Below are 22,179 nucleotides of genomic sequence, written 5' to 3' on the forward strand. Positions count from 1 at the left end.
GGTCACATCGGCGGCCAGGGCAGGACGTTGCGTTGCGGTGGCGGCTGCGGAAAGCTCCCCGCAGCGAGCAGGTCCTCGACGCGGGCGGTCAGCTGGGCGAGTTCGGCCGTGGTCAGCCAGGCCGCCAGCTCGTCGCGCGTCGACGCGGCCAACGCGTCAGCCAGTTGGCGCAGCGCCGGCTCGGTGCCGACCGGCAACGGCCGGCCCGACCACCCCCACAGCACCGTCCGTAGCTTGTCGTCGACGTGGAAGCACAGTCCGTGATCCACTCCGTAGACCGCACCGTCCGGTCCGGTCAGTACGTGCGAACCCTTGCGGTCGGCGTTGTTGACCAGCACGTCGAAAACCGCCATCCGGGCCAGCCGCGGGTCGTCGGCGTGCGCCAGCGCGTACGGTTCCCCGGTCTCGTCGCGGGCCGCGGCGACCGGCAGCCAGCCGACCGGCACCCGGGCCGCCGGCACGAAGTCCACCAGCGGTACGGCGTCCGGCGGCTCGTCGATCCACAGCTGGCAGGCCCCGGGGCCGAACGGACCGTCGCGCAGCACGGTCGGCGGCACCAGCGGCCAGCCCAGCGCCTCGGCCACCAGATACGCCGACACCTCACGGCCGGCCAGCGTGCCGTCCGGGAAGTCCCATAGTGGACGCTCGCCACGGACCGGCTTGTACACGCAACGGACCCGCTCTCCATCGGCGGCGACGACACCACGCAAGGTGGCGTTGGAGGCGTCGACGAGCCGGCCCTCGATCTCCATCGTTCCGGTACGCAGCAGTCGCAACGCGTCGGTCGCCGAAGTCACCGGCCGCTCACCAGCCGGCCGCTCACCAGGTTGCATCGCCCTCAGCGGTGGTATCCGTTGTGCCGCGGACAGAGGTGTCCCCGGGGATCGAGCGGCTGCCCGCACAGTGGGCACGGCGGACGCCCGGCGGCGACCACCCGGCGGGCGCGGTCGATGAAGCCGCGGACCGCCGCTGGCGTCAACCGTACCCGCAGCCGGTCGAGGCTGGCGTCTTCGGCCTCGTCGTCATCGGCCAGCAGGGCGGCCGACACGTCGTCGTCGCCGCCGGCGCCAGATGACTCCTGCTCACCGGCGGCGATGGCCTCGATGACGACGGTGGCGGTGTCGACGTCGAACGCCAGGCCGAGCGTGCCGACCCGGAACTCCTCGTCGACCGGGGTGTCCAACGGATCGTTGTCGGACTGACCGCCGGGTGCCTCCGGCACGTCGACGCCGAACCGCCGCTGCGCCTCTGCCAGCAGTTCCTCGAGTTTCTCGGCCAGCAGGGACACCTGCACCTTCTCCAGGCCGACACTGACCACGCGACCACCGCCCCGGGCCTGCAGAAAGAACGTCCGGTCCCCCGGCGGCCCCACGGTCCCCGCGACGAACCGCTCCGGCGGTTCGAAGGCATGCACCTGGTGGGTCATACCGTCGACCCTATCGGGCAGCGGAGTCGGGCGCGTAACGCACCGGCCCGAACGGGCGGCACGCTCACCGGGTGGTACCCCGCGTGTCCGGGGTGCCACCGTCCGGACCCGCGGGCCCGCTGTCCGCGGCGACAGCGGCACCGCCACCGGCACCGCCGCCCACCGCCGCGTCCGAGTCGTCCGACGCCGACCGGCCGCGGGCCGGTGCGACCAGCCCGGCGAGGCCGCCGCCACTGTCGTTGAGCCGCAACAGGAACGGCCGGGTCGGGGTGTAACGGATCGCGGTGATCGACGCCGGGTCGGCCACGATCCGTTGGAAAAGGTCGAGGTGCAGCCCGAGGGCGTCCGCGACGATCGCCTTGATGACGTCACCGTGGGTACAGGCCAGCCAGAGTGCGTCCGGACCACGCTCGGCGGTGACGACCGCGTCCCAGCGCCGTACCGCCGCCACCGCCCGCGCGGAAACCGCGGCCATCGCTTCCCCACCGGGAAACACCACCGCGCTGGGGTGCTCCTGCACCACCCGCCACAGCGGCTGCTCGGCCAGTGACCGCAACGGGTGGCCCTCCCACTCGCCGTACCCGCACTCGATGAGGCCGTCCTCCAGCACCGGCGTCGCCTGGGGCAGGGCCAGGGACAGGGTCTGCCGGCACCGGATCAGCGGACTGCTGACCACCTGGGCCCACGGCAACCCGGCCAGCCGGGCACCGACCGCCTGTGCCTGGGCCCGGCCGGTGTCGTCGAGTTCGACCGGCTGACGCCCGGCCAGCCCGCCCTCGGCGTTGGCCGCCGTCCGACCATGTCGCAGAAGTACCAACGTCGCCACGGTTTCAGCCTACGGCGCTCAGGTCGCCGAGATCGTACCGGTGATCAGCAGGGCCATGACCAGCGAGCCGAGCGCGACCCGGTAGAGCACGAAGGCGTACAGGGTGTGGTGCGCGACGAACCGCAACAGCCAGGCGATCGCTGCGTAGCCGACCGCGAAGGCGATCACGGTGGCCACCGTCATCTGCACCGCGCTCGGCGCCCGGCCTTCCGGATTGAACACGTCCGGCAGGCTGAACAGCCCGGACATCACCACCGCCGGGATGGCCAGCAGGAAGGAGAACCGGGCGGCGGCCTCCCGGGTGAGGTTGAGAAACAGGCCGGCGGTCAGCGTGCCGCCGGAGCGGGACACGCCCGGGATCAGCGCCATGGCCTGGGCGAAGCCCATCACGATGCCGTCCCGCATGGTCAGCTTCTGCAGGGTACGGGTCTGCCGGCCCCAGTACTCCGCGAGGGCCAGGATCAGCCCGAACACGATCAGCACGGTCGCGGTGATCCACAGGTTGCGCAGGCCACTGCGGATCTGGTCCTTGAACAGGAAGCCGATGACGCCGATCGGGATCGACCCGATGATGACGTACCAGGCCATCCGGTAGTCCGGGTCGCCGCGCACCGACGAATTCCAGATCCCGATGATCCAGATCCTGGTGATCCGGAAGATGTCCTTGGCGAAGTACAGCAGCACCGCCGCCTCGGTGCCCAACTGGGTCACCGCCGTGAACGACGCCCCGGCATCGGCCTCGAAGAACAGCGCGGACGTGATCCGCAGGTGCGCCGACGAACTGATCGGCAGGAACTCGGTGAGGCCCTGCACAACGCCGAGCACGATGACCTCGATCCAGCTCATCGCCGTCCCCCCGGGCACCCCTGGCCGGCAACCGCGCGGTGGTGCCGCCGCTGCTTCACTCCCCCGCTCCGGACAGCTCCAGGGCCTGTGCCGCGATCCGCAGGGTCGCCACCGCCGACTCCGCGTCGGCGGCGAACAGGGTCACCGACAGGGTGGTCACCCCGGCAGCGGCGTAGCGTGCCATCCGGTCCGCGATCCGCTCGCGGGGGCCGAGCAGCGACGTGCGGTCGATGAACTCCAGCGGCACCGCGGCGGCCGCGTCGCGGTGCCGCCCGGCCAGGTAGTGCTCCTGCACCCGGTCGGCGGCGGCACCGTAGCCCATCCGGGTGGCGAGTTCGTGGTAGAAGTTCTGGGTCCGGCTGCCCATCCCCCCGATGTACAGCGCGGCGTACTCCCGGACCAGGTCGGCACAGGCCGCCACGTCCTCGCCGACCACCACCGGCACGGCCGGCACCACGTCGAATCCGGTCATGTCCTGGCCGGCCCGGGCACGGCCGGCGGCGATCCGGGCCAACTGCGGCTCGGCGACGTCCGGCGCGTAGAAGATGGCCAGCCAACCGTCGGCGATCTCACCGGCCAGTTCCAGGTTGCGCGGGCCGACCGCGGCCAGGTAGATCGGCACCTGCGACCGCAGCGGCCGGAAGTTGAGTTTCAGGACCTTGCCCGGGCCATCCGGCAGCGGAAGGGCGTAGTGCTCGCCGGCGTACTGCACCCGCTGCCGGGCGAGCGCGGCCCGGACGATGTCGACGTACTCCCGGGTGCGGGCCAGCGGCTGACCGAAGGGCACGCCGTGCCAACCCTCCGACACCTGCGGGCCGGACACGCCGAGGCCGAGTCGGAACCGGCCACCGGAAAGGGTGTCGATCGTGGCGGCGGTCATCGCGGTGGCCGCCGGCGTACGCGCCGGGATCTGCATCACCGCGGCACCGACGTCGATCCGGCTGGTCTGGCCGGCCAGCCAGGCCAGCACGCTCGGTGAGTCGGACCCGTACGACTCGGCCGCCCAGACGACCGCGTAGCCGAGCCGGTCGGCCGCCTGCGCGAGAGCCAGTTGCACCGCCGGTGTGCTCACCGCGGTGAGATAGCCCAGGCTGAGTCCGAGTCGCAATCGAGTCATCCCCCAGTTCGTACGCGGGCGTCCACCGGCGCCCCCGTGCCTGACATCGCGAGCCGCACCAGGGTACGCAATGGCGTGCCGCCGGTTCGCGAGCGGCCACGGTGGCTCGCCGCGTCGCGGCGTCGTCCGCGGGACTGAGGATATCCGTACCGCCGGGTTCTGAATAAGGTGCACCCATGCAGCTAAGACCGCTCGGCCGAAGCGGGCTGGCGGTTTCCCGGCTCGCGCTCGGCACCATGACCTGGGGCCGGGACACCGACGCCGACGACGCGGCCGCGCAGCTGAAAAGCTATCTGGACGCGGGCGGCAACCTCGTCGACACCGCCGACGTGTACGGCGACGGGGAGGCCGAGGCGGTCATCGGCTCGCTGCTGGACAGCATGGTGGCACGGGAGGACCTGGTCATCGCCACCAAGGCCGGGCTGCGCCCCGGCGGGTCACGGCGGCGGGACACCTCCCGGTGGCATCTGCTGCGTACGCTCGACGCGTCACTGCGCCGGTTGGGCACCGACTACGTCGACCTGTGGCAGGTACACGGCTACGATCCGGACACCCCACTGGAGGAGACGCTCGGGACACTGGATCACGCGGTGGCCAGCGGCCGGGTGCGCTACATCGGGGTGTCGAACTTCGCCGGATGGCAGACCGCGCGGGCCGCCGCGTGGCAGGCGGCCGGGCCGGGCCGGGCTCCGGTGGTCGCCGCCCAGGTGGAGTACTCGCTGCTGCAGCGCGGCATCGAGCGGGAGGTGGTGCCGGCCTGCGCGGCGCTCGGGCTCGGACTGCTGCCCTGGTCCCCGCTGGGCCGAGGAGTACTCACCGGCAAGTACCGGCACGGCAGACCGGTCGACTCGCGGGCCGTCTCGTCCCACCTGGACCGGTTCGTCGCGAGTTACCTGCAGCCCCGCTGCTCCAGCATCGTCGAGGCGGTGGCGACGGCCGCCGCCGGGCTGGGGGTGGCTCCGCTGGAGGTGGCGCTGGCCTGGGTACGCGACCGCCCCGGAGTGACCGCGCCGATCCTCGGCGCCCGTACCGCCGGCCAACTCGTCGGCGCGTTGCAGGTGGAACGGATGACCCTGCCCGAGGAGATCAGCCGGGCACTCGACGACGTGTCCGCGCCGCCGGTCGGCTACCCGGAGCGTGACGGGTGAGGTGACAGTTGCCGACCCGGACCGGCAGGATAGTCGCCATGGACTACGAATACGCGCCGCTGCGGTTACCGCCGAATGTCGACCGGCTGACCGCAGCGGCGCAGTTGGCGATTCAAGCCGAGTTCGCCGGTTGGGAGCTCGCCCGGGTACGCCTGTTCCGCGATGGCACGCGGCAGGTGGTCCTGCGCCGCAGGGTCGCGAAACAGGCACAGCCCGGCCTGTCCGTGTGACGCCGGGTCGGACATCGGCGGCTCACGTCGGGCACTCAACGGGAATTGGCGGCCAGCCAGGTCGGCTCAGCGGATGTCCGGCCGGTCCGGGTGGCCCGCGCCGACGACGCCGGTGGTGGTAGTAGTAGTGCTGGTGGTGGTGGTGTCCGTGGCCGCACTGTCGGACTCCTCGGGCAGGTACGCATGTTCGTCGAGCCGTCCGACGATCTGGTCACCGGGCACGGACTGGAACGGGCCGTCGACGTCGGTTTCGTCGAATGCCTCCGGATCCAGCGCGGTGGTGACCTCGTGCACCATCACCACGCCGTCGAGCGGTTCGAGTTCGGGGATGTCGAGCGCGCCCAGCGAACCGTCGCCGGCCTGCAGCAACTCCAGCACCGCCTCGCCGACGCTGTCCACCGGCTCGGCCACACCGGACGGACTGCCCTGCCGGCGGGCCGCCTCCGCGATCCGGGTCAGCGCGGCGACCGACGGAACCCGGTAGTCACGGCGCTGCCGCACCGACACCACCTGCGGGTACGAGTCGTCCGGCGCCGTACCGTCGGCACCGCCGAGACCCACCCCGAACCGCTCGTCGGCCTCCTGCGGATCGATCGACTCGACGTCCCAGGGCGTCACCTCACCGAACGCGTCCAGTAGCAGCTCGTCGTAGGCGTACGACGCGTTGTTGAGGGCCACGTACGCCTGCCACACATCATCGTCGTCGATGCGGCCTTGCGCGGCCTTGACCGTGGCCAGGTGTGCCCGGGCGGCCTGAAACACCTGTTCCAGGGCAGCGTCGAGTGCGGTGTGCTGGTCGGTCATGGGGATGGGGTTCCCTTCGGGTTCGGGCGTCGATGGGCGGTCGCGGTGCCACCGGTCAGCTCTGTCGCAGGAAGCGGTCGAGCACCTGCACGCCGAACTGTAGTCCCTCGACCGGGACCCGCTCGTCGATGCCGTGGAACAGCGCGGAGAAATTCAGGTCGGCGGGCAGGCGCAACGGGGTGAAGCCGAAGCAGCGGATACCCAACTGGGCGAAGGCCTTGGCGTCGGTGCCGCCGGACAGCATGTAGGGCACCACCCGGGCACCGGGATCGACATGGCGTAGCGCCGCAGCCATCGCGTCGATCAGCGGCCCGTCGAAGGCGGTCTCCAGCGCCGGTTGTCGCTCCACATTCTCGATCTCGACGTCCGGGCCGACCACCTCGCGCAACTCGGCGAGGAACTGCCGGTCCTGACCTGGCAGCACCCGGCAGTCCACGGTGGCGCTGGCCCGGCTCGGGATGACGTTCTCCTTGTAGCCGGCCTGCAGGCGCGTCGGGTTGGCGGTGTTACGGATCGTCGCACCGATGATGTTCGCGATCGGACCGAGCTTGGCGATGGTCAGCTCCGGGTCGTCCGGGTCGAACGCGATACCGAGCGCCTCGGAAACCTCGGCCAGGAAGTCCCGGACCGTTGGCGTCACGACGATCGGGAACTGGTGGCGGCCCAGCCGGGCGACCGCCTCGCACAGTGCGGTCACCGCGTTGTCGTCGTGCACCATCGAGCCGTGTCCCGGCCGCCCCCGGGCGTGCAGCCGCAGCCAGGTGATGCCCTTCTCCGCCGTCTCGATCAGGTACAACCGCAGGTCGTCGCTGACGCTGTAGGAGAAGCCACCCACCTCGCCGATCGCCTCGGTGCAACCGTCGAACAGCTCAGGGTGACGCTCTACCAGGAAGTGGGCACCGTACCGGCCGCCGGCCTCCTCGTCGGCGGTGAAGGCCAGCACGATGTCCCGTGGCGGGCGGACACCGGTGCGCTGCCAGTGCCGCACCACAGCGAGCGTCATCGCGTCGAAGTCCTTCATGTCGATCGCGCCCCGGCCCCACAGATAGCCGTCGCGCAGCTCACCGCTGAACGGTCCCACCGACCACTCGGTGGGATCAGCCGGCACCACGTCGAGGTGCCCGTGCACCAGCAGCGCCCCCCGGCCGGGATCGGTCCCGGGTATCCGGGCGAGCAGGCTGGCCCGGCCGGCCGCGGACTCGATGATCCGGCTGTCGACGCCGACCTCGGCGAGCTGGCCGGCGACGTACTCGGCGGCGGCCCGCTCGCCCGCGGTGGTCAGCGGATCCCCGGTGTTGCTGGTATCGATCCGCAGCAGGTCGCGACAGATGCGCACGACCTCGTCGGTCGGTGCCGGCGGTGCGGATGGTGTGCTCATGTGGTTCTTCATACCAGTCCGCCCGCCGGTGCCCCAGACTGCGGCAGGCACGCGTTTGGTCGCGGTCGGGATCGGGTACCGCGCCGGTGTTCCCTGGTTCGGTCCATGTCATGAGGAGGCGACGATGTCGGTAGGACTTCCCCCGATCCCGTCGCTGGGCGACGCCGACGCCCAGCACGATCCGGGCGGACGCGACCTGATCACCGTGTTGACCAGCGAACACCACGCGATCGACGAGCTGCGGGGCGAACTGGCCGGCACGGGGGACCCGACCCGTCGGCGCGAACTGGCGCAGGTGCTGGTCGCGATGATCAGCCGGCATCTGTCCGCAGAGGAACAGTACCTCTATCCGGCGGTGCGGGCCGCGCTGCCCGACGGGACGGACCTGGCCGAGCGGGGACTGGCCACCGACCGCGGTGTCCGCCGGGCGCTCGATGAACTCGACCGTCGGCCGGACACCGCCGGGCCCGGTCGTGCCCGGGCCGCCGGGGTGGTGGCGCACCTCGCCGAGGAGTGGGACCGGCACCGACGGACGGTGCAGGAGACGTTGCTGCCGCAGCTGCGGGCGGCGGCCACCGATGAGGAGCTGATCCGGTTGGGCAACCGGGCCGAGATCGCCGAGGAGGCCGGCCCTACCCGCCCGCACCCGCAGGCTCCGCTGCGACCGCCGTGGAACCGGGTGGTCGATCCGGTGCTGGGCACCGTCGACAAGGTCCGCGACCTGCTCGGCGGACGGTCGACGTATCCGGAGGACCTGCCCGGCGAGCGGCCGGGCGGTTCCGACCCGGTGCGGGACTAGCGACGCGCGGGTAGGCTGCGCAGGTGCGGCGGGCGATCGTGGTACGGGGCGGGTGGTCCGGGCACGCCCCGGTAGCGGCGACCGACCGGTTCGTGCCGCTCCTTCGCGCGCGGGGGTTCACGGTCGAGGTGCACTCCACGCTCGATGTCTACACCGACGGCGACCGGCTGGCCGACACCGATCTTATCGTGCAGTGCTGGTCCATCGGCCAGATCAGCGCCGAGCAGCTGGCCGGTCTGGACCTGGCGGTACGGGCCGGCACCGGCTTCGCCGGCTGGCACGGCGGCATCGTCGGCTCATTCCTCGACATCGGTTACCAGCACCTGACCGGAGGTCTGTTCGTCCACCATCCGCACGGGTTCGTCACGCACACGTTGACGGTCCGCCCGCAGCAGGCGGCCCATCCCGTGGTAGCCGGTGTCGACAGGGTGACCCTGCACACCGAGAAGTACTGGGTGCTCACCGATCCACTCAACGACGTGCTCGCCGAGGTTACCTTCGACGCCGACGAGGACACCCCGTGGCGGCGGCCGGTGACGGTACCGGCGGTGTGGGTCCGGCGGTGGGGATCGGGTCGGGTGTTCGTCAGTACCGTCGGGCATCGGGTGGCGGATCTCGACGTGCCGGAGATTCGGACCATCACCGAACGGGGTCTTCTCTGGGCGGCGCGTTAGCCCGAGCTGTCCGTTGGATTCCGTTTCGCATTGATGTCTGACAACGTTTCCCGCATCGAAGGTCTTCCCGTCGATCCCGTTGTGGTCCTACCGTCACGTTATGAACCTGGAGCTGCGGCACCTGCGGGTGGTCTGCGCAATCGCGGAAACGGGTAGCGTCACCAAGGCGGCATCGATGTTAGGACTCGCGCAGCCGGCACTGACCGCACAGCTTCAGCGCATCGAGCGGACGCTGGGTGGCCCGTTGTTCGAGCGCGACCGCCGTGGCGCCCGGCCCACGGCACTGGGCGAGTTGGTCCTCGCCCGCGCCCGGGTGTTGCTGCCCGCCATGAAAGGCCTGCAGGACGAGGCGGCCCGACTGGCCGGCACCGGCAGCGTGATGAGCCGCTTCCGGCTGGGCGGGGTGAACAGCCCGATCCTCGGCGGCCTGGTGCACCGGCTGGCCGCCGACCAGCCGCAGGCACAGATCAGCACGTACGCCTCGTGGTACGTCGACGAGCTGGCCCAGATGGTGCTCGGCGGCCGGCTCGACTACGCGTTGACCGGGGTCTGCGGGGACGCCACCCCGTCGGCCGAGTTCGGTCTGGCGTGGCGGGCGGTCGCGGTCGACGCGATCTTCGTACTGCTGCCCGAGGAGCATCCGATGGCCCGGCGACCCGAGGTCGAGCTGGGCATGCTCGCCGACGAGCAGTGGGTAGCCGCCCCCGGTGACGGCTGCTTCGGGGACTGCTTCGCCGCCGCCTGCGCCCGGTCCGGGTTCACTCCACGCAAGATGTACGAGACCGACATCCGCGGCTGCGTCGACCTGGTCGAGTCCGGCGAGGCCGTCGCGTTGTGCCAGGCGACCTTCCGGCCGATCAGCGGCCTGGTGACCCGGCCGCTCGCGGGCGCGCCGCTGCGCTGGCGGCTGCTGCTCGGTTGGCACCCGGACGCACCGGCCGCGGCACTGGCCGACCGGGTGTTCACGCACGCAACAGCGGCCTACACCGACTCGCTGGCCCGCAATCCGCAGTACCTCGGATGGCTCGCCGCCAACTCGGGCTTCGGCGCGCAGCGTATGGCCGACGTGCAGGTCAGCCCGGACTGAGCCCACCGCCACCGCTGTGACGGTATGAGTCAGCTGGTATCTGCCAGCTGACATAGACGGCCATTACGTTGTCAGCAACTCGACGTTCACCGGACGGCCGATTTCCGGACCCAGCCGGCGCTGCCACCGCCGGCACGGTGTCCGGCGTTTCGGGCGACGGCCACAGCAGCACGTCGGGTGCAGTCCGGTCCCTGCGACCGGGCCGGTCGGACGATCTGCGGCCGACCGGTCGCGGGGTCTGCCGTTCGATAGCTCAGGGGAGCAGATGAGACGAGCACTGATCGCGGCGGCGGCAGCCGCTGTCCTACCACTCGGGGCCGTCGGCCTGGCCACCGTGCCAGCCGCCGCCGCGCCCGGCGCCGCGCCGGCGGTCCAGCCCGGCGCCGACGCCGCCTCGCCGGAGATGTTCGCGGCGATGCAGCGTGACCTGGATCTGACGGCGGACCAGGTCCGGGCGCGCATCGCCAAGGAGACGGCCGCGAGCAAGACCGAGTCGATGCTGCGGACCAGCCTCGGCAGCGAGTTCGGCGGCGCGTGGCTCTCGCCCGACGGCGCCACCCTGACCGTGGGAGTCACCGACGCCACCCAGGCGGCCGCGGTGACCGCCGCCGGCGCGAAGGCGACGGTGGTCAGCCGCAGCGAAGCGGAGTTGGACCGGGTCAAGGCGACCCTGGACCGCACCGCCGGGCAGGCGCCGGCGAGCGCCGTCGCCGGCTGGTACGTGGACGTGGCCACGAACACCGTCGTGGTGCTGGCCCGTGGCGGCGACGCGGCCGCGAAGCGTTTCGTGGCCCGCAGCGGTGCCGAAGCCGCCGCGGTCCGCGTCGTGCGCACCGACGAGACGCCGGCCACGCTGTACGACGTGCGCGGCGGCGACGCCTACTACATGGGCGGCCGCTGCTCGGTCGGCTTCTCGGTGACCGGCGGGTTCGTCACCGCCGGGCACTGTGGCAGCGTCGGCACCGCGACGCAGGGCTACAACCAGGTGTCCCAGGGCACCTTCCGCGGCTCGTCGTTCCCCGGCAACGACTACGCCTGGGTGCAGACCAACTCCAACTGGACCCCGCAACCGTGGGTGAACAACTACAGCGGCGGCAACGTCACCGTCGCCGGTTCGGCCGAGGCGTCGGTCGGCGCGTCGGTGTGCCGTTCCGGTTCGACCACCGGCTGGCGCTGCGGCACCATCCAGGCGAAAAACTCCACGGTGAACTACCCCCAGGGCACCGTCACCGGACTGACCCGGACCTCGGCCTGCGCCGAGCCGGGTGACTCCGGTGGTTCGTGGCTGTCCGGGCAGCAGGCACAGGGGGTCACCTCCGGTGGCTCCGGCAACTGCTCGGTCGGCGGCACCACCTACTTCCAGCCGGTCAACGAGATCCTGTCGGTCTACGGGCTGACCCTGCGCACCGGCAGCGGCGGCAACCCGCCGCCGACCACGCCGCCGCCGGGTGGTGGCACGTGCAGCGGCTACCAGAACACCTACACCGGCAGCCTGTCCAGCGGTGCCACCGCGGTCCAGCCCAACGGTAGCTACTTCACCGCCGGCTCCGGCACCCACCGGGCCTGTCTGGACGGCCCCACCGGCGCCGACTTCGACGTCTACCTGCAGCGCTGGAGTGGTGGCGGCTGGGTCAGCGTCGCCCAAGGCATCACCCCCGGACCGGACGAGACGCTGACCTACAGCGGCTCCGCCGGCTACTACCGCTACGTCGTACACGCCTACAGTGGATCGGGCAGCTACTCGCTCGGCATCACCCGTCCCTGACCTGCTACCGCCGACACCCCGCTTACCGGTGGGCGCCACGGACTCGGTCCCGGTGCCCGCCGGTAACGGCTGTCACGCTCACGGCTGCCCGGCCCGTCACTGCTCGACCGGCCCGCCGCCGCCGGCGGGTCGCAGCGGATCGTGGCCCAGATCCAGCAACGTGTGCCGCCAACCGTCATCGCTCGCGCCGGCCGGCGGACGCCGGCGCAGCAGCGCGCGGATCTCGTCGACGACCTCGGCCATGGTCCGGCGGTCGGTGTCGGTGAGGTCTCCCCGCCGCTTGCCGAGCACCGTCAGCACCTGCGCTCCTGGGCTGGGCAGGCCGAGGTTGGACGTGGCGAACGCGGTCTCGCCCGAGGCCCGGGTGAGCAGCCAGTCACGCAGCTGCTCGGATGTCAGGTTGACGCGGGCGTGGAATTCGTCCCACAGCTCGCCGTCGTCCGTCTCGTCGGCTCCGGGACGGTTTCGGACCAGGGTCTGGTCTGTCTTGGCCGACTTCCTGCGTTGTTCCTCGGGCTGGCTCATCTGTGTCTCCTGACGGTGAGTTCGGGTGGTGATCGGGAGACGTCATCGACCCATCCCGATGCTGGCCGGGCTACGTCCGGCGGCCCCCGCTTCGCCGACGTCGAAGCGCAGGGCTCCGTCGTGGGCGTCGATGGTGACCCGCTGGCCGGCGGCGAGGCTGCCGTCGAGCAGCATCCGGGACAGCTGGTTGTCCACCTCACGCTGAATCGTGCGGCGCATCGGCCGGGCGCCGAACTCGGGCTGGAAACCCGCTTCGGCGATCCAGTCCGCCGCCGGGTCGGTCACCTCGACCGTGATGTCCTGGGCGTGCAGGCGGCGGCGGGTCTCCTCGAGCAGCAGGTCGGTGATCTGGCGCAACTGCGGCGCGGCCAGCTGACGGAAAATGATGATCTCGTCGATCCGATTGAGGAACTCCGGTCGGAAGTCCTCCTGCAACCGGCGGAGCAGGCGCTCACGCAGGCTGTCGTCGGGGCTGGCGCCGTCGGCACCGCCGAATCCCACACTGCGTGCACCGCCGGTGATCAGTTCCGAGCCGAGGTTGCTCGTCATGATCAGTACGACGTTGCGAAAGTTGACCGTGCGTCCCTGGCTGTCGGTGAGCCGGCCGTCGTCGATCAGCTGGAGCAGGATGTTGAACACGTCGGCGTGCGCCTTTTCGATCTCGTCGAGCAGCACCACCGCGTACGGACGCCGCCGCACCGCCTCGGTCAGCTGCCCCGCCTCCTCGTAGCCGACGTACCCGGGCGGGGCACCGAGCAGGCGGGAGACCGTGTGCCGTTCCTGGAACTCGCTCATGTCGAGCCGGATCATCCGGTCGGCATCACCGAACAGCGCGGCGGCCAGGGCGCGGGCCAACTCGGTCTTGCCCACCCCGGTCGGTCCGAGGAACAGGAAGCTACCGACCGGCCGGTCCGGATCGCCCAGACCGGCGCGCGAGCGCCGGACCGCCTCGGCGACCGCCGCGACCGCGTCGTCCTGCCCGACCACCCGCTGGTGCAGCTCACCCTCCAACCGCAGCAGCCGCTCCCGTTCCTCCTCGGTGAGCTGGTTGACCGGGATGCCGGTGGCCCGGGACACCACCTCGGCGACCTCCTCGACGCTGACCTGCGGGACGCCGAGGCTGTCCGGGCTGCGCGCCACGTCGATACGCCGCTGCACGTCGAGCAACTGGTCGCGTAGACCGGACGCGCGTTCGTACTGCTCGTCGGCGACCGCCTGGGCCTTGTCCCGATGCAGTTGCTCGAGCTGGCGTTCGAGCTCGCGCACGTCGGCGGCCGGCGTACGGGTCCGCAGCCGGACCCGGGCACCGGCCTGGTCGATCAGGTCGATCGCCTTGTCCGGCAGGAAACGGTCGCTGACGTAGCGGTCGGCGAGTTCCGCGGCCGACACCAACGCGTCGTCGGTGAACCGGACCTGGTGGTGGGCCTCGTACCGGTCCCGCAGGCCGCGCAGGATGGCCACGGTGTCCTCGACCGTCGGCTCGGGCACCAGCACCGGCTGGAAACGGCGGGCCAACGCCGCGTCCTTTTCGATGTTGCGCCGGTACTCGTCCAACGTGGTCGCGCCGACGACCCGCAACTGGCCACGGGCCAGGGCCGGCTTGAGCATGTTGCTGGCGTCCATCGAGCCCTCGGCTCCGCCGCCACCGGCACCGACCAGCGTGTGCAGTTCGTCAAGGAAGACGATCAGTTCGTCGCCACGGGTACGGATCTCGTCGATCACCTTCTTCAGCCGTTCCTCGAAGTCGCCCCGGTAGCGGGTGCCGGCGACCAGACCGGCGAGATCGAGTTGCACGACCCGCTTACCGGCCAGGGTCTGCGGTACGTCACCGTCGGTGATCCGCTGGGCCAAGCCCTCCACGATCGCGGTTTTGCCCACCCCGGCCTCGCCGATCAGCACCGGGTTGTTCTTCGTACGCCGGGAGAGGATCTCCACCGCCTGCTCAATCTCCTCCCCTCGCCCGACGACCGGATCGATCGCCCCTTCCCGGGCCAGCTCGGTGAGATCCTGGCCGTACTGGTCGAGCGTGGGGGTGCCGTGATCGGCACGGGTCTTCGGCGCGCCACCGCGCTCGGCGCTGGCGTTCTGCAGCGATCGGGGCTCGACGTGCCCGGCGGCGAGCATCCGCCCGGCGGCCGACTCCGGATTCACCGCGAGCGCCATCAGCACGTGCTCGGGGCCGATGTAGGTGGCGCCGGTGGCCCGGGAGAGCTGATGCGCGTCCAGCAGTGCCCGTTTCGCCGCCGGAGTCAGCGACAGGTTCGCCGGCACCTCGCCCCGGCCGGCCGCCGGTCCGCCCAACTCGGCGAGCAGCCCGTCCGGGTCCGCGCCTGCCCGGCGGAGCAGTTCACGCAGCGGCTTGCGCTGTAACGCGGCCCACAGCAGGTGATCGGTGTCGAGGTCGCTGGTGCCGGACTGGGCGGCGCGTCGGGCGGCCGACGTGAGCAGGTCCCGGGCGTCGGCACTCATCAGCCGGGTGATGTCGACACGATGCACCGGCAACCGGGGCTCCCCGCCGGTGAGGAACCGGGCGAGCAGATCCTCCCACGGGTCGGTGCCCAGCCCGCCCGGCCCGTACGGTCCGTCGCTCATCCTGGTGTCCCCTCGCCGATCCCCCGCCCGCTGGCCGAACCGGCCAGTGGCTACCCGGGCCCGCCCGGGACAAACGTTCGGGATCCCGCCCTGCCCCGGGGCGTCCCGGGTCGCAGGCTGGCAGGCTTGGCAGGCATGGCAGGTACACGGACCTTGTTGATCGTCGACGGTGCCAACGTGGTCGGGTCCCGGCCCGACGGGTGGTGGCGCGACCGGCTCGCCGCCACGGCCCGGTTGCGTGACCAACTGGCGGTGGCACTCGCCGACGGCCTGCCGCGGCTGCCGCCACCGGTCGACGTGGTGCTCGTGGTGGAGGGTGCGGCCGGCGAGTTGCCGGGCACCGCCGGTGTGCGCGTCGCCGCCGCGTCAGGTTCCGGCGACGACCTTGTCGTACGGATCGCCACCGACGAAGCGGCCGGCTACGACCGAGTCCTCGTGACCACCGCCGACCGGCAGTTGCGCGAACGGGTTCGCGCGGTCGGCGCGCAGGTACTCGGACCGCGCTGGCTGACCGGCCAGCTCGACCTGGCCGACCGGCACCAAGACACCGGCGAGTGACAGCCGCGGTGTCGGACATCCGACCGGTATTCAGACTGAAGACCTGATCCGGTATTGCCGCTTCGGGCAGCTCACCCTGGCTGCCCTGGCGATCCGTGCAGCGCGGCTCACGTCTCTATCTGCGGGATCGGACAGCCGAGCAGCAATCACCCACCGGCGGTAAGCTCTAATAGAGCCTTCCAGCCCTGAGGAGGTTTCGCCCGTGGCGAGTGTCGCCGAGGTCAAGTCCGCCATCGAGGCCGCCATCATGCAGGTGTCCGAAGGCCAGGCCGCCGTTCAGGCGGCAAGCGAAAAGCTGGCCGAGGCTCAGCAGAGCCTCGCCGCCGCGTTCGAAGGCAGTGGCAACGAGGCGGTCGGCGCCGCCCAGGCGGCCCTGTTCCAGGCCAGCACGGAGCTGGAGGAGTGCCTGGCCGCGACGCTCGCGGCGGTGGAACAGGCGCAGACGTACTCCGCAACGCTGTAGCTGACCGATGTCCCTCGTCGAAGACCTCGCGGCGCACGTGCGAACGACTGCCGACGATCTGCCGCTCGGGCAGATCGTGGTCGCGGTGCAGCGGTTACGGGCCGCGACCGAACTGCTGATCTGGGTCCGCCAGGAGTCTGCCGATCCGATGGCGGTGCCACAGCTGACCCACGCCACCGAACACGCCGAACAGGCCGGACACGCGCTGCGGGTCGCTCAACAGGCGGTCGCCGACTACCTGACCGCGATCGGACTCGCCGGCGGCCCGGCCACCGACGGTGCCTGGCGGGCCGCGCTCGAACGCCGCCGCGCCGATCCCGACACCGTGAGCGGTCCCGTCGCCGGTGCCACGGCGGCGCCGCAGCTCGGCAACTGGTGGGCGGCCCGGGTGGCGGAGTTGACCGACCGGCCGATCGACGCGGGCCCGTCGTCGGGCGGTGACCGGCCGCCGGACGCGCCGGGCACCGACACCGTCGACCTGCTCCGCCGGGTGGCCACGGCGGTGCGTGCCGAGGACCGCTCGGCGCTGCACCGTGACCTCGCCGCCACCGCCGCCCCGACCGGGCTGAACCTCACCGCCGTCACCCCACCCGTGCTGCATCATCTCGCCGGTGATCTGCTGGATCATGAACCACGCGCGGAGGACCTGCCCCGGCTGGCCAAGGCCACCGCCCGGCAGGTTCGCGAGCTGCTGCCGGGCATGCCCGAACCGGTGCTGGACACACTGCTCGCCCGGATCTGCCGGGTGCCGGCGGATCAGCGGCCCCGCGACCGGGCGACCGGGGCCGACGCGTCGGGTCACGACCGGGAGCGGCCACCACCGCATCCGGCCGACGGCGCCGTCGTCGGCGCCGTCCTCACCGGCGTACTGCTGCGGCTGCTCGACCGTGCCCCGGAGACGCTGCGGCCGGATCAGCCACAGCAGCGCCGGGGGCAGGATGCCTGACACGCGGACCGATCTGGTCACTGCGGTCCGCCGGGCGCTCGGCCACGCCCGGGCAGCGGCCCGTTACCACCTCGATGCCGTCGAGGCCGAGCTCACCGAGGCCGAGCAGCGGCTCAAGCGGGTGCAGCGGGCCGCGGAGCAGGTTCCGGGTCGGGCGGCGGCCCACCGGGACAACCGGCTGGCCGCACTCGCCACCCGGTACGGCGAGCGGATCGCCACTGTGGCCGGGCAGGCCGCCGAGGCCGCACGGCGGGCCGCGCCGGGCGCGGCCACCGCCGAGTGGGCCGGGTGGCAGCCCACACCGGCGGGCCGCACCGAGCTACCGGGGATGGCCCGGATCGGGCTGACCGGGTTGACCGGTGGCCCGGCGATCACCGCGCTGGTGCCCCTGCTCGATCACGGCCATGTCGCGCTCGACGGCGACCGCCACGGTTGTGACGCGGTGGTCGCCGCGCTGCTGCTGCGTGCTCTCGGCCGGACCGAACCCGGCGCCATCCGGGTGACCGGCTACGACCCGGAACAACTCGGCGGTGGCCTGGCCGGATTCGCACCGCTCGCCGGGCCGGGGCTGCTGACCTTCGTCGGGCCGGGCGGGCTCGGCCGTCACCTCGACGGGTTGGTCGATCACATCCGGCGGATCAACGAATCGGTGCTGGCCGGTGAGTACCGTTCGTTGAGTGAGTTGGCCGTAGGCACCGGGCGCCGCCCGGAGCCGTGGCGGATCGCGGTGCTGCTGGGCAGCCCGGGTGAGGAACTGTCCCGTCACGAACGGGCTCAGCTGGACCGGATCGCCCGGGCCGGGCCCTCGTGCGGGGTTCATCTGGTGGTACGCGGTGTCGCGCTCGAGGCCGGTCCCGCGGTGACCACCGTGTCGGTCGCCGACGGAACCGCCCGGGTGAGCGGCTATCCGGCACTGCCGGTGCGGTTGGATCCGCCGCCGCCGGCCGAGTTGGTCACCCGCACCTGCCGGGCGGTCGCCGCGCGGATGTCGGCCGGACCGTCACCGGCGGTCTTCGGTGACCTGCTGCCACAGCGGGAATGGACCGAGGACGCCAGCGCCGGGCTGACCGCACCGGTCGGCGACAGCCCGCAGGGCCGACCCGTGGCGGTGACGTTGAGTGACTATCCGCCGCACGCCTTGATCGGTGGGCCGTCCGGCACCGGTAAGACCAACTTGATCTATGCCTGGATCGGTGCGCTCGCCGCCCGCTACTCCCCCGCCGAGCTGGAGTTCTACCTGCTCGACTTCAAGGAGGGAGTGTCTTTCGCCCGGTTCGCCCCAGGTCGGCGGGATCCAAGCTTCCTGCCGCACGTACGACTGGTCGGCGTCAACGTCAACACGGACCGCGAGTTCGGACTGGCGCTGCTGCACTTCCTCGGCGCGCAGTTGCGGCGGCGGGCCGACGCGGCCAAACGGCACGAGGTGACCAAGCTCGCCGAACTGCGCGCCGAGGATCCCGATGGGCGTTGGCCCCGGATCGTCGCCGTGATCGACGAGTTCCAGGTACTGCTGTCCGGAAACGATGCCCTGGCCACGGAGGCGGCGACACTGCTGGAAGACCTCGCCCGCCGGGGGCGGTCCCAGGGCATCCACCTGATCCTCGCCTCGCAGGACGTCTCGGGGATCCAGGCGTTGTGGGGCCGCACCGCGTTGATCGCGCAGTTCGCGCTGCGGATTGCGCTGCCCAAGGCACGGCGGATCCTGCCGGAGACGAACACCGCCGCCGAGACCTTGCCCCGCCACCACGCCGTCGTCAACGCCGAGTCCGGGGCGGTCGAAGCCAACCGGGTCGTCCGGATTCCCGCCGCCAGCGATCGGGACACCTGGCAGGAGTTGCAGCACCGGCTGTGGCGACGGCGCCCCGAAGGGCTCACCGCGCCCCGGCTGTTCGACGGTGACGCGGTGCCCCGGTTGACGCAGGCGCCCGACTACCAGGCGCTGACCGCGACCGGGGACGGCCCCCGCGAGCCGGTCGCGCTACTCGGCGAGACGATCGACGTCCTCGCCGGGTCCGCGCGCCTGGCCCTGGGCCGGGCGCCAGGGCGTAACCTGGCCGTGCTCGGCACCCGGGTCGACGAGGCGTGTGCGTTGCTCGACGCTGCGGCCCGGTCGCTGGCCCGGCAGTACCCGACCGGTACCGCCCGGTTCGACCTGGCCTGCCTCGACCCCGACGCGGAGGCCGCCGCCCGGCAACTACACACGACGCTGCCTGCCGGGACAGGGCTCTACGATCTGGACACCGTCGCCGGACTGCTCGCCGACACCGCCGACCGGCTGGCCGCCGACACCGCCGGGGTACCGGTACGGCCGCACTTTCTGGTGCTGTACGCGGTCGACGCCGCCGCCGGACGGCTGGCGGCGAAGTTCGCCGGCCGCTCGGGTGCGGACCGGCTGCGTCGGATCCTGCACGTCGGTCCGGAGCGGCACACCCATGTGCTGGCCTGGTGGCGGGGCATCGCGCGAATGCGGGACGATCTCGGCGGCGTGGGTTCCCGTACCGACCAGATCGGGGCCTGGGTGGCACTGGACGTACACGGCAGCGAGCTGGCACCTCCGCTGTACCCACGGGCCGGTGGACCGCTGTGGTACCCGAGGCCGTGGCGGGGGTTGTTCTTCGATCGCGCGGTGCACCGCAACGCCGAGGTCATCATCCCGTACGGACTGGTCTGATGGTCGAGCCGTATCCGGCGCTGATGCAACAGCTGGCCGAGCTGGCCGCAGGCCTGCAGGCCCGCCGCGACGAGGCGCAACAGTGGCACGCACAGCAATGCGCGAATGCCCAGGCCGCGATCGACGAGCTGGAGGCGGAACTGGCCGACCTGCGCCAGGCGCAGGTGCAGGCCCGGCGCCAAGTGGACGACGTCGACCGGGAGGTGGCCGCGATCTGGGCCGAGGCCAGTCACCGGTTCGGATCGACAGCGGCCCGCTTCGCCGGGTTGCCACCGGCGCTGTCCGTGCCGGTCGGGCCGGAGCAGCCCGACGAGCCGCGACACTGGCTGGCCGCCGCCCGACGGCTGGTGCACCGGTCGGCGGATCCGGGGGCGCTGCCCCGGTCGGCGTACCCGGCGCTGGTGGTGTTCGGCGTGCTCGGCGCCGCGGCGGGGTTCGGGCTGGCGACCCTGTGCCGGCTGGCCGGGCAGCGTTACGGCGGGGACCTGGCCGTCGGGATGCCGGTGATCGCCCTGGTCGTCACGCTGCTCGGACCGCTGCTCGGCCTGGTACCGGCGAAGCTGCTGGCCGATCACCGGCACGCGGTTCTGGACATCCGGGGCAGCCTGGCCGTGTTGACCGCCGGATTGGTCACCTGCGCGATGCTGGTCGTCACGTTACGCTGAGCGTCACCACGACGGGTACGTCGATCCGGCGATGCGGTCGGCCGACCGGTGTCGGCGCGGCGCTACCCGTTGGCACCGACCACGATCGCTTCGCGCAGCAGCCGACGCGCCAACACCAGTCGGTCGGCGTCGTCGTGCAGACCGGGCAGGTCACCAACCCGGATTCCGGGTCCGGCCAGGACCGCCCGCAGCGCCGGGGCGCAGTGGCCGGGGAAGCTCACGGTACGGTCGAAGACCTGCACGGCGACCCGGTTGTCCGGTCGCGCAGCCAGTCGCCACCGCAGGCCGGCCCGGATCCGGATCACATCGTCGGTGCCGAGCACACGGATCCGCGCGGCTTGGGCGAGCGGTCGCAGCGGGGCCGGGCGGGCTGTCGGCCAGCCACGACGGCGCAGGTCAGCAGCCACCTGCTCCGACTGTGCCGTCGTCAGCCAGTCGCGTAGCGCTTCGACGGTCTCGGACAACTCGGGCTCGATTTCATCCGGGTCGCCGACATCGAGCCGCAACGGCAGCGGCGCACGCAGTCGGGGGTCGGCCGCCGCCAGCGCGAGCAGCGCCTCCACCAGCGCGTAGCGGGTCAACGCGCGAATGCCGACGGTCAGGTGGAGGGAACTGTCCTGCTCGGCCGTTGCGCTGTGCAACCAGCCGCGTGGCAGGTAGAGGGCATCGCCGGGGACGAGGACGGTGTCCAACACCGGTCGCCGGTCCTGTGCCTGTGCCCGCACCTCACCGGCCCGGCCGGACCAGGGCTGGCACTCCAGCGGGTCGGGTAGCACCGGTTCGTGCAACCGCCACCGCTTGCGGCCCTGCACCTGCAGGACGAACACGTCGTGGGTGTCGTAGTGGGTGGCGAAGCCCTGGTTCGCGGCGGGAGTGAGGTAGGCGTTGACCGCGACCGGCTGCCGCAACGTGGTGGCCAGTTCGCCGGCGAAGTCGACCAGCGGCGGCCACATCCGGTGCAGCCCTTGCAGGACCAGGGTGGCGCCGTCGGCGTACAGGCCGAGTACCTGCTCGTCGAGCACCTGGTCGCCGATCTCCGCGCCGGCGCCGGCACCGCCGGTGAAGACGGCCTCCGGCAGCATCGCCCCGTTCTTGGCCACCCGCAGGAACGGGGTACGCAGGCCGCGGCGACTGAGCAGCTCGTCGGCCCCGGCCTGGTCGAGCAGGTCGGTGAAGCCGGCCCGGTCGCCGAATTCGGCGGCCCGCGACAACAGCGGTGCCCGCCCCCAGTAGGTGGCGGCGAACGTGGCGGGCTCGATGGCGACGCACCGGGCGAATGCCGGGCGGCGGCTCGCGCCGACGCCTGGCATTCGCGGGACGTCGGTCGGTGCGGGTACCGGTGTGGTGGCAGCCGCAGTCAACGCCGGTTCGCTCCGCCGTCGGCACCACCATCGTGGCCAGCAGGATTCGCCCCACCATCAGCCAGCCCCTCGGCCGACTTCGGCTTCGCGCTACCGTCGGCACCACCATCGTGGCCAGCAGGATTCGCCCCACCATCAGCCAGCCCCTCGGCCGACTTCGGCTTCGCGCTACCGTCGGCACCACCATCGTGGCCAGCAGGATTCGCCCCACCATCAGCTGGGCCGTGGCCGGCGGACGCACCGGTACTACGGATGTCGTCGTCGTCGAGCTGCATCGCTCCCCCTGCGGTTGGTCAGC

Annotated in this window: 21 protein-coding genes; 11 read left to right on the top strand and 10 right to left on the bottom strand. The window is 71.9% G+C overall.

The window, feature by feature from the left end:
- Nucleotides 1-2: 2 nt before the first annotated feature.
- The 5 genes from ACN27F_RS01675 to ACN27F_RS01695 form a co-directional block, all read right to left on the bottom strand.
- Nucleotides 3-833, bottom strand: coding sequence for an SCO1664 family protein (locus ACN27F_RS01675; protein WP_421430772.1), 831 nt, complete (start codon nucleotides 831-833; stop codon nucleotides 3-5).
- A gap of 5 nt (nucleotides 834-838) precedes the next feature.
- Complete coding sequence (locus tag ACN27F_RS01680) at nucleotides 839-1,426, bottom strand: DUF3090 family protein (protein ID WP_421430773.1); 588 nt, start codon at nucleotides 1,424-1,426, stop codon at nucleotides 839-841.
- A 64-nt stretch (nucleotides 1,427-1,490) separates the two neighbouring features.
- A complete protein-coding gene (locus ACN27F_RS01685; RefSeq protein WP_421430774.1) occupies nucleotides 1,491-2,252 on the bottom strand; it encodes an MSMEG_4193 family putative phosphomutase in 762 nt (253 codons plus the stop codon).
- An 18-nt stretch (nucleotides 2,253-2,270) separates the two neighbouring features.
- Nucleotides 2,271-3,098, bottom strand: a complete 828-nt coding sequence (locus tag ACN27F_RS01690; RefSeq protein WP_421430775.1) for an undecaprenyl-diphosphate phosphatase — start codon at nucleotides 3,096-3,098, stop codon at nucleotides 2,271-2,273.
- Between the two features lie 55 nt (nucleotides 3,099-3,153).
- On the bottom strand, nucleotides 3,154-4,206 hold the full coding sequence (locus ACN27F_RS01695; protein WP_421439905.1) for an LLM class F420-dependent oxidoreductase: 1,053 nt from the start codon (nucleotides 4,204-4,206) through the stop codon (nucleotides 3,154-3,156).
- A 185-nt stretch (nucleotides 4,207-4,391) separates the two neighbouring features.
- Here ACN27F_RS01695 and ACN27F_RS01700 point away from each other — a divergent pair, with 185 nt between their 5' ends.
- Together ACN27F_RS01700 and ACN27F_RS01705 are read left to right on the top strand one after the other, a co-directional pair.
- Nucleotides 4,392-5,363 (top strand): aldo/keto reductase, encoded by a 972-nt coding sequence (locus tag ACN27F_RS01700; protein WP_421430776.1) that lies wholly within the window; start codon nucleotides 4,392-4,394, stop codon nucleotides 5,361-5,363.
- A 38-nt stretch (nucleotides 5,364-5,401) separates the two neighbouring features.
- Complete coding sequence (locus tag ACN27F_RS01705; protein WP_421430777.1) at nucleotides 5,402-5,593, top strand: DUF5703 family protein; 192 nt, start codon at nucleotides 5,402-5,404, stop codon at nucleotides 5,591-5,593.
- Between the two features lie 66 nt (nucleotides 5,594-5,659).
- Here ACN27F_RS01705 and ACN27F_RS01710 read toward each other — a convergent pair whose 3' ends face one another.
- Nucleotides 5,660-6,397: a hypothetical protein gene (locus tag ACN27F_RS01710; protein ID WP_421430778.1), complete on the bottom strand. Its 738-nt coding sequence runs from the start codon at nucleotides 6,395-6,397 to the stop codon at nucleotides 5,660-5,662.
- A gap of 55 nt (nucleotides 6,398-6,452) precedes the next feature.
- Nucleotides 6,453-7,775, bottom strand: coding sequence for a M20/M25/M40 family metallo-hydrolase (locus ACN27F_RS01715; RefSeq protein WP_421430779.1), 1,323 nt, complete (start codon nucleotides 7,773-7,775; stop codon nucleotides 6,453-6,455).
- Between the two features lie 124 nt (nucleotides 7,776-7,899).
- Between ACN27F_RS01715 and ACN27F_RS01720 the strand changes: the two genes are divergently transcribed.
- The 4 genes from ACN27F_RS01720 to ACN27F_RS01735 all read left to right on the top strand — a co-directional run bounded on the left by ACN27F_RS01720 (nucleotide 7,900) and on the right by ACN27F_RS01735 (nucleotide 12,100).
- Nucleotides 7,900-8,574 carry a hemerythrin domain-containing protein gene (locus tag ACN27F_RS01720; protein WP_421430780.1) on the top strand — a complete coding sequence of 225 codons (675 nt, stop codon included), beginning with the start codon at nucleotides 7,900-7,902 and terminating at the stop codon, nucleotides 8,572-8,574.
- Nucleotides 8,575-8,597: 23 nt separating this feature from the next.
- The gene (locus tag ACN27F_RS01725) at nucleotides 8,598-9,248 is read left to right on the top strand and encodes a ThuA domain-containing protein (RefSeq protein WP_421430781.1); all 651 of its coding nucleotides are present in this window, start codon (nucleotides 8,598-8,600) and stop codon (nucleotides 9,246-9,248) included.
- A gap of 100 nt (nucleotides 9,249-9,348) precedes the next feature.
- On the top strand, nucleotides 9,349-10,335 hold the full coding sequence (locus ACN27F_RS01730) for a LysR substrate-binding domain-containing protein (RefSeq protein WP_421430782.1): 987 nt from the start codon (nucleotides 9,349-9,351) through the stop codon (nucleotides 10,333-10,335).
- A 265-nt stretch (nucleotides 10,336-10,600) separates the two neighbouring features.
- Complete coding sequence (locus ACN27F_RS01735) at nucleotides 10,601-12,100, top strand: S1 family peptidase (RefSeq protein ID WP_421430783.1); 1,500 nt, start codon at nucleotides 10,601-10,603, stop codon at nucleotides 12,098-12,100.
- A gap of 96 nt (nucleotides 12,101-12,196) precedes the next feature.
- On the opposite strand, the gene ACN27F_RS01740 is transcribed toward ACN27F_RS01735, so the two are convergent.
- Together ACN27F_RS01740 and ACN27F_RS01745 are read right to left on the bottom strand one after the other, a co-directional pair.
- Nucleotides 12,197-12,625 (bottom strand): DUF3140 domain-containing protein, encoded by a 429-nt coding sequence (locus ACN27F_RS01740; protein WP_421430784.1) that lies wholly within the window; start codon nucleotides 12,623-12,625, stop codon nucleotides 12,197-12,199.
- Between the two features lie 42 nt (nucleotides 12,626-12,667).
- Nucleotides 12,668-15,217: an ATP-dependent Clp protease ATP-binding subunit gene (locus tag ACN27F_RS01745; RefSeq protein WP_421430785.1), complete on the bottom strand. Its 2,550-nt coding sequence runs from the start codon at nucleotides 15,215-15,217 to the stop codon at nucleotides 12,668-12,670.
- Nucleotides 15,218-15,352: 135 nt separating this feature from the next.
- Here ACN27F_RS01745 and ACN27F_RS01750 point away from each other — a divergent pair, with 135 nt between their 5' ends.
- The 5 genes from ACN27F_RS01750 to ACN27F_RS01770 all read left to right on the top strand — a co-directional run bounded on the left by ACN27F_RS01750 (nucleotide 15,353) and on the right by ACN27F_RS01770 (nucleotide 20,520).
- Nucleotides 15,353-15,775, top strand: coding sequence for a hypothetical protein (locus tag ACN27F_RS01750; RefSeq protein ID WP_421430786.1), 423 nt, complete (start codon nucleotides 15,353-15,355; stop codon nucleotides 15,773-15,775).
- 202 nt (nucleotides 15,776-15,977) lie between these two features.
- Complete coding sequence (locus ACN27F_RS01755; protein ID WP_421430787.1) at nucleotides 15,978-16,238, top strand: hypothetical protein; 261 nt, start codon at nucleotides 15,978-15,980, stop codon at nucleotides 16,236-16,238.
- Nucleotides 16,239-16,245: 7 nt separating this feature from the next.
- Nucleotides 16,246-17,184: a hypothetical protein gene (locus tag ACN27F_RS01760; protein WP_421430788.1), complete on the top strand. Its 939-nt coding sequence runs from the start codon at nucleotides 16,246-16,248 to the stop codon at nucleotides 17,182-17,184.
- Nucleotides 17,177-19,855: an FtsK/SpoIIIE domain-containing protein gene (locus ACN27F_RS01765; protein ID WP_421430789.1), complete on the top strand. Its 2,679-nt coding sequence runs from the start codon at nucleotides 17,177-17,179 to the stop codon at nucleotides 19,853-19,855. The genes ACN27F_RS01760 and ACN27F_RS01765 overlap by 8 nt, the downstream gene beginning before the upstream one ends.
- Nucleotides 19,855-20,520 carry a hypothetical protein gene (locus ACN27F_RS01770; RefSeq protein WP_421430790.1) on the top strand — a complete coding sequence of 222 codons (666 nt, stop codon included), beginning with the start codon at nucleotides 19,855-19,857 and terminating at the stop codon, nucleotides 20,518-20,520. The genes ACN27F_RS01765 and ACN27F_RS01770 overlap by 1 nt, the downstream gene beginning before the upstream one ends.
- Before the next feature lie 62 nt (nucleotides 20,521-20,582).
- Here ACN27F_RS01770 and ACN27F_RS01775 read toward each other — a convergent pair whose 3' ends face one another.
- Entirely contained in the window at nucleotides 20,583-21,830 is a 1,248-nt protein-coding gene (locus ACN27F_RS01775) for a cupin domain-containing protein (RefSeq protein WP_421430791.1), read from the bottom strand.
- Nucleotides 21,831-22,179 lie beyond the last annotated feature (349 nt).

The organism is Solwaraspora sp. WMMB335 (assembly GCF_049179075.1).
In the GTDB taxonomy this organism is placed as follows: domain Bacteria; phylum Actinomycetota; class Actinomycetes; order Mycobacteriales; family Micromonosporaceae; genus Micromonospora_E.